This is a genomic window from Bradyrhizobium embrapense (genome assembly GCF_001189235.2).
GTDB lineage: Bacteria > Pseudomonadota > Alphaproteobacteria > Rhizobiales > Xanthobacteraceae > Bradyrhizobium > Bradyrhizobium embrapense.
This window is the reverse complement of record NZ_LFIP02000025.1, coordinates 1-6,305: the sequence shown is the minus strand read 5'-3', so window position 1 is coordinate 6,305 and position 6,305 is coordinate 1. Positions and strand designations below refer to the sequence as shown.

At 58.2% G+C, this 6,305-nt stretch carries 3 protein-coding genes; 2 read left to right on the top strand and 1 reads right to left on the bottom strand.

The genetic code is table 11. The features are described 5' to 3' along the window. Window positions 1-32 precede the first annotated feature (32 nt). Together AKN83_RS37930 and AKN83_RS37925 are read left to right on the top strand one after the other, a co-directional pair. Window positions 33-872 carry a 2OG-Fe(II) oxygenase family protein gene (locus AKN83_RS37930; protein WP_050400011.1) on the top strand — a complete coding sequence of 280 codons (840 nt, stop codon included), beginning with the start codon at window positions 33-35 and terminating at the stop codon, window positions 870-872. A gap of 1 nt (window position 873) precedes the next feature. Next, on the top strand, window positions 874-2,553 hold the full coding sequence (locus AKN83_RS37925; RefSeq protein ID WP_050400010.1) for a carbamoyltransferase C-terminal domain-containing protein: 1,680 nt from the start codon (window positions 874-876) through the stop codon (window positions 2,551-2,553). Here the strand turns inward: AKN83_RS37925 and AKN83_RS37920 are convergent. Next, entirely contained in the window at window positions 2,523-6,248 is a 3,726-nt protein-coding gene (locus AKN83_RS37920) for an SIR2 family protein (protein ID WP_050400009.1), read from the bottom strand. The two genes, AKN83_RS37925 and AKN83_RS37920, sit on opposite strands and share 31 nt — an antisense overlap. Window positions 6,249-6,305 lie beyond the last annotated feature (57 nt).

Sequence of the window (6,305 nt, the reverse complement as noted above, 5' to 3'; positions counted from 1 at the left end):
ATAACACCTGTTTATAGAAAGCTTTAGACCGAGTGGCCACCACCGTCTGTGCTCCGGAAACCACCTTTGATCGACTCGCGGATGAAGGGTGGGCCGAGATCCAACTCACGCCGGAAGACGCCGAGATCATCGCGAATGTTGTCGCTGCGGCGTTTCGTTTTTTCCGGGCCGATCAAGTGGAGAAGGCGAAATGCCAGGTCGGCGTTGGTTCGGGCTATAGGCCTTACGGGATCGAATACTCAAGAACCGCTGACCGCCCCGACGAAATGGAGACATTCTCGGCCACGGCGAGCTCGATAGGTTGCGAATATGGGCTTGCGGAAGCTGACGAGCTTAACCGTCAGTGCGCCAATGCTTTTGACATGATGGAAAAAATCGCCGATCAGATCGTCATCGCGATCGCCGATGGCGTAACCGGTGGGACTTGGAAACAAATGCTCTCCGGCCGCGTTCGTCATTGGTCAACACTACAAATCAACTACTCGCGTCCGATACAGGCCCAATCTTCCTTCATCAATGAAGAGCACGAAGACGGTCACTTGTTGACGCTTGTCTATAGCACTGCGCCCGGACTGGAAGTTAGACTTCCGGACGGCGCGTTCTTGCCGATCTCAACATCGTCCGACCGCGCGGTTGCAATGCTGGGAGGGCTTGCTTCGCTGATGACGGACGGTCGGCTCCGGCCGCTCTTTCACCAGGTTAGGCCACCAAAGGACTGCGACGAGCGGATCAGCGTGCTGTTCTTTGCCGATCTTGCGCCGGAGTTCTGCCAGCCATGGATAGTCGGCGAGTCCAATCGCGGCATCGACATCGCGAACTTCGTAAAATCGAACCCGATCCGGTTCGGATTGCAGAAATACGGATCCGATTGACATGCCGGAATGGGTCCTTGGCCTCGGCGGCTCCGACCACGACTTCTCTGCGGCATTGATGCGCGACGGCGATATCCGCGTTGCCATCGAGCAGGAGCGCCTTTCGCGGCGGAAGTATGGAATGACGCATTGGTTCGAAAGCCCCGTGCAGCTGGCGATCGACTATTGTTTGGCTGCCGAAGGAATCGCATTGTCCGACGTCGCGGCAATCGTTTCGAGCGACACGTTGCCGACCAAGGTGCGTACTGAGCTTCAGGGCAGCAACCTTCGGATTTTCCCTCACCATCTGTGTCATGCGGCTTCGGCCTACATGATGCTGCCACCCAATTCAAAGGCCGGAGTACTGGTCTATGACGGTTTTGGATCGATCGTAGGCCCGATCGAAGACCAGGTCCGGGCCAAGCGCGAGACCTTCTCGTTCTTTCTCTTCGGTCCGGAGGGGCACCAGACCCTGGGTCAGACATTGGGAAGCGCGACCGTCGAAGGCGACGATTTCCCGATCGTCGTCACGGATTCCATCGGGCTGCTGTATGAACTCGTGACCGCCGAATTGGGGTATGACGCCCTCGAGGCTGGCAAAACGATGGGGCTTGCGTCTTACGGCGAGCCGCGCCATGCCGGGACGCTCAATCAGTTCATCCGATATCGGGACGATCCCGACGATTTCTTTCGCTGCGCTCTCGACGACCCTGATTTGCCGCGGGCAATTGAGACGCTACTCTTGCAGTCGTCTAATCTGTTCGCTGCGAAGGCGGACCTTGCTGCGAGCGTTCAAGCGGTCATTAACGAGGCTGCGCTTCGTTCGCTTGCGTTTTTCAGCAACAGAGCCGTCGATTACTTGTGCATCGCGGGCGGCTGTGCGCTCAACACCGTGACGAATTCGTATCTCATCGAGAACGCGCCGCTCGACGTTCCGCTTTCAGTTGCGCCTCACAGCGGAGATGCCGGATTGGGTTTCGGCGCCCTCTGGCTCCACGAATTCGAGAAGCGAAAGCGTCCGCCGCAGTTGACGTTCCGCAACAGGAACGTCGATCCCGCTGTGGCGCGCCCTGGACGGACCTATGCGGCCACGGAACGCGCCGCGGCTGTTCAGCAATTTTATCCCCGGCTGAGCTTCGATCCATCGGTTCGAACCGCTCAAGATCTTGCGCGAATTCTCGCCGCTGGCGATGTGATCGGCCTGTTCAATGGAGGTTCGGAGATCGGACCGCGGGCCCTGGGTGGGCGAAGCATTATTGCCGATCCTCTGCGAATCTCGACCAAAGAGCGCATCAATCGGATGATTAAGAAGCGGGAGCCGTTTCGGCCACTAGCTCCGATCATTCTCGAAGATCGCTACGATGATTATTTCTTCGACCGACGATGTGCCGACCCATACATGCTAAGGGTGGCTCGGGTGCGCGAGCGTTGTCTCAATGAAGCCCCGGCGGTGGTTCACGTCGACCGTACCGCAAGGGTTCAGCTCGTCGAGCGCGAAAGCCATGCACTTCTCGCCAATCTACTTCGAGAATTCGAAGCCGTCACTGGGCGAGCGGTCCTGCTGAACACGTCGTTCAACCGCCGTGGCGAGCCCATTGTCGAGACTCCGCTGGACGCAATCGACGCATTTCTCGGCATGGGTCTCGATGGTCTGTATCTCGACGGTGAATTCTACCGCGCCGCCAGCAGCCCGAGCCTGTAAAGCACCGCCCGCACCGCATCGTCGAGCGATCGTGCCTGCAGCAACTCCATTGTGCACTCGACCAGGAGGCTGAGCCCTCCGGACCGCGAGAGCAGGAAATGCCCGATGCGAGCCCATTCCTCTTCGTTGATCTGCCGGCGTCCAATATGCGCATCCTGCCGGATCTTGATCTCGATCAGATCCTCCTCGCTGACGGCCGCGCCACTGCTCCGCAGAAAGGACAGCGTCTCAGCCGGATGTCGACTGAAGCATTCTGCCAGAACCCGCACCACCGCCCGTCGGATCCGAGGGTCTGGGTGTCCTATCACGCTCCGCAGCGCTAGCAGGCCCTCCGTTGGCCACAGCACAATGACCCCAGCCAGCGCCTGCAGCAGCTGGATCGCTTCCTCGATCCTCCCGGCAGCGAGAAAGGATTCGAGATGCCGCGTATAGAGCGGCAGCGGGCTTTCAGTTTCGGAGCGCATCTCGCGCACATAGTCGCCATAGAGATATCTTTGCCGCCGTAACGAAGGCGACAGTACCCCGTAAGGATAGATCACGCCGAATCCATCCTCAAATATTCGATCGAACAGATCCTGAAAGCCGCGTCGCTCGCCACGCTCAAGTCCCGGCCTGAAGAGCAGCACGTCAGGCCAATCCTCCAGGATCCTCGCTTCGTACTCGGCGAACACTTCGATGTCGTAAGGTGCGTTGTGCAAAACATGCAAATACACGAGCGCGGCGTGCAAGAAATCAATTTCGATCGGCGACGAGGAACGCGAGATTGCGGACAGTCTAGACTTGATCAGATCGAGCGTGACACCGAAGTCATTAAAGCTCGATATAGCGAGCAGCAAATGGCACAGATGATACTCAATTTCCGTATTGAGGGTCTGGGTATATGGCTGAAGTCTGTCGAATTGATCCGCGGTGAGAACCTCTCCTACGCCCAGCCGTGCTAGGATGGAGGTAAACTCGCTGCGATCCTGGTGGGCGAAGAACTGTTCGACTGCCTCGAGCGGTGCGTTAAAGATCAGCCGGTCGCAATATTTCCGAATATGATCGGCAATGGCATCAGCATCAGCTTCGGCCCATTGATCTTTGAGCAATATATCAAGCGATGCATCAAGCGAGTGTAACGTTCCAGCATATTCGTTGGGATGAGTATTGTCGGGGCCAAGATGAGCAGCAAAGCCCAGTAGTCGTCCAAGCCGCTGCCAGCTTGAACACCTTTCGTCCCCGAAGAAAGCGGCGTAGGGTTGGTGCTTGGTCAGTAGTACGGGTGGACAACCGGCCTCAAGGTACAATTTCACGAGCCGGTCAGTCGCGTAGATGTTGGCCTCTATGGCGACAGGCGAAGAAACACTGTCCGATATATTGGTAAGGATTTGGATTGCATCCGATACGGCGAGTGCTGCGCCAAACTGCACCGCCGTTCGAAGTAGACTGGGGCCAATGTTGCCTTGGCCGGCGGCGCTGGACAGATCCAGCAGATATTGAAGCGCGACGGGATCTGCCTGCTCGGCCATGTCTGAAAGGACCTCGCGACCGAAGCCAAACAGCATTTCCCGGTCGGCGAGCCCGTACTGACCAACCCGCTCATCAAGCGAACGAAGGATTTTGTCGATCGTTGCGAACCGCTTTTGCGGCAACAGCTCGAAATATAGCCGCGCCGCGGCGATCGGCTTTGCTTGGGTCCGAAACGACTTCAGGTAGCGCAAGAGGTCGTCCACTGTCTCAAGGCTCGGACCGCGCCCCGATCCGAGACCCAGCGCGAGGAAAAATTCCAAGGTTCGATCGTGATCGAACTGCAGGTAACCGTCGCCGGCATCGACGAAAACGTGCAGGTCCTTCATCAAGCGAATGATCTCACCCCGCAAGGTCGGAGGCTCGATGTCGATTTCACGAAACCTGTCCTGCTGTCGCGTCAATGTGCCGAGAGCAAGTGTGGCGAGCACGTCCTTGAGCGTTGTCGTATCGATCAGCGATCCGCGCCGGACCAGCTTTTGGTCGAGCGCCTGTTGATAGATGCGTGCGCCCGGTATTGCCGACATGCCGCGGTGCGAAGCGTCTGCGACGGCGCCAAACAAATAAGGATCATGAAGCTGATTGAAAACCGTTGGTGACAACTGCTCGGTTTCGACCGTCGCGTAACCGCGATCGCGCAATCGAGCCACCGCATCGCGGAGCTCATCATCCGTGAACTCGCCGCAGGCAATGGTGCCGACACCTTGATCCGCGGCTGTTTCGGTCCAGAGCGTTTTCTGCAGCTGCAGCAGATCGATGTGCGACAGCATCGCGTTCCACGTCTCCTGCCGGATTGTCGCGATCACGCGGATCGCGCTGTCGGTCTCCGGGAGGAAATAGCAAAAACGCAATATGTTACGGAACAGCTGTACGCATCTGGTCAGATCGGGACTGAATTCGTTGATGCCATCGATGTAAAGAACCAGCCGCTGCTGACTTTCGGCGAGCCATTTTTCGAAGCGGAACAACGAGAACGGTCCGCGCGATCCAAGGCCTCCCAGCTGCTCGGCAACATATTGCTCAATGTCGCCAACGCCTTGCAGTGCACGCGCTCGGATCAGCAGCAATCGGCTCGCTGGATCGCCTTCCCATGACGAGTGCAGTCGTATCCCGAGCGTGGTCTTTCCGAATCCCGATGGTCCCGACACCAACGTCAGGACGCGATTTGACCTGAGAAACAGGCGAACCTGGTCTTCCGCTCGCGGGCGCCGCGCGAAGGTTTCGACAAGGGAAGTGCCGTCGCGCACTGCATAGGCCTGGAGATACTGCCGGTTGCAATAGTCGAGGCGCCACTCGAAAAGGCAGCGAAGGTAGGTCGGCTCGATCATTTGCAGGGATGGCCGCTCAAGAACCGGGCGAGCAATTTCCATCATCAGATCGTCGAACTTTCCGCGCACCTGACGCATGCGCGATCCGAGCAGCGTGACCAGGGGCGACTCCGGCGCCGGCCGAGTTGGACCACACCAGAATATCCGACTGCTGGTGCCCCTGACGGCGTCGGCAATGATCTCGGCGAGTGCCGGATCGTTGCCTCCATACCCGACGAAGACAAGGTCGTGCGTGCGCAGGATCTCGCCAAGCAGTTCGAGCATCGACGGATCATAGGGAGGTGCCTGGATCTCCTCCGTTGTAAGGAACATCAGCGATCGCGAGGCGATGTCGCCATGCAGTTTGAGGTAAGGTTTTCGAGGTGGCTGAAAGCGCTCGTTGGCGAGGAAGTATGGCCGAGCGATCCCTGGGGCGTAGATCTGGAACAGGTCACGTCCCAGCTCCTGTTGAGCTTTTTCAAGCATTCCGTCGAAGTTCGTCGTGATGATGGCGTCGATGCCGCCACTCTCGGCCAGCAAGACAAGCAGCTTGTAGGCGTCGGACGGTTGGAGTGGCTGCATCCGGTGGAACAGCCAGTCGATCAGGAGAGCCTTGTCATCCGGTGCTTGCTGGGCGAACAGCGCCTCGAACTCGGCTTCGATATTGGTCGATGGCGTGACGTCGAACAGACGCCTCTTGCCGAACTCGACAAGCGCTTGCCGCTTCAGCTCCCAGAACGTAAGCCCGCCGGAACTCAGGTCGGCCCCCGCACCAAGGAACACGCAGATCCGCGCGAGATGCCGCGCCGGGTTTGTTGCACGGTCGGCGATCAATCGCCCGAGCAGCGCGAGAGCTTCAGGAGTTTCGGATTGACGGATCATGACCAGCTATTTGGCTCGCTGATCCAGCAGTGCCTCGTGCACATAAACAGGTGTTAT